At 64.9% G+C, this 1,039-nt stretch carries 1 protein-coding gene and 1 pseudogene; one reads left to right on the forward strand and one right to left on the reverse strand.

Annotated features, from left to right (window positions below; all coding sequences use genetic code 11):
- Positions 1 to 168: pseudogene (locus A3730_RS32490) on the forward strand (IS110 family transposase); the annotation flags it as partial.
- A gap of 107 nt (positions 169 to 275) precedes the next feature.
- On the opposite strand, the gene A3730_RS04185 reads toward A3730_RS32490, so the two are convergent.
- Positions 276 to 1,039 (reverse strand): LysR substrate-binding domain-containing protein (locus tag A3730_RS04185; protein ID WP_063537552.1); only part of this gene is annotated, 764 nt, incomplete at its 5' end.

Below are 1,039 nucleotides of genomic sequence, written 5' to 3' on the forward strand. Positions count from 1 at the left end.
GCCGTTGTGGCGATGCGGCATAACCCCAGCATTCGGCGCCAATATCAACGGCTGTGTGCTGCAGGCAAACGAAAGATGTCAGCGCTGGGCGCGGCCATGAGAAAACTGGTGCACATCGCTTACGGCGTGCTGGCGCACCAGAAAGAATATGAACCACAGCCCGTTTGAGAGGGGTTGTGGTTCATTGGGAGAGACGGTATCTACTCGACCGCGTTTCAGGTAGGTCGTGTTCACCCAAGGGCACAGAGAGGCGTAGCCGTAACCCGACAAAGCACCTACAACGAAGGCGCGCTTAGCTCGATTTCGTTCTGCATGGTTTGCAGCTGGGCCAGCACTTGCTGGCGCAACCAGCTGTGCGCCGGGTCAGCGCTCTGGTCACGGTGCCAGTAAAGGTGCATTTCCAGGCCGGGCAGTTCGCCGGGGAACGGCTTGAGCACCAGGCCCTGGCGCCGCAGCTGCCCGGCCAGGCTGGCGGGCATGGTGAGCAGCAAGTCGGTTTGCTGCACGGTGCTGAGCGCCGCCTGATAATGCTGACACCGCAAGCGGATATGACGCCGGTAGCCCTGGCGGGCCAGGCCGAAATCTTCCAGCCCCGGCCCTTCGCGCCGGGACGATACCAGCACATGCTGGGCGGCCAGGTAGGCCGGCAGATCCATGCCTTCGGCCAGCGGGTGAGAATCGCGCATCATCACCACCAGCGGGCCGTGCAGCACCGCCTGGTGCTCGATGGCTTCCGGCAACGCCAGCATCACATCGCAGGCCAGGTCCAGCCGGCCGCTGGCCAGCTCGGTGGCCATTTGCCGGCGGCTCACGGTGAGCGACTGCAACTTCACCCCCGGCGCCTCATCCATGAACTGGCTCATCAGCGCCGGCAGCAACTGCCCTTCCAGACCATCACGCAGGCCCAGCACAAAGGTGCGCTCCGCTTCGCTGGCATCGAAACCGCCCTCTTCGCTCAGGCAACGCTGAAACCCGCCCAGCGCGTGGCGCACCGGGCTGACCATGGCCCGCGCCCTGGCCGTGGGCACCATGCGGCTGC

It is taken from the genome of Alcanivorax sp. HI0044 (assembly GCF_001634945.1).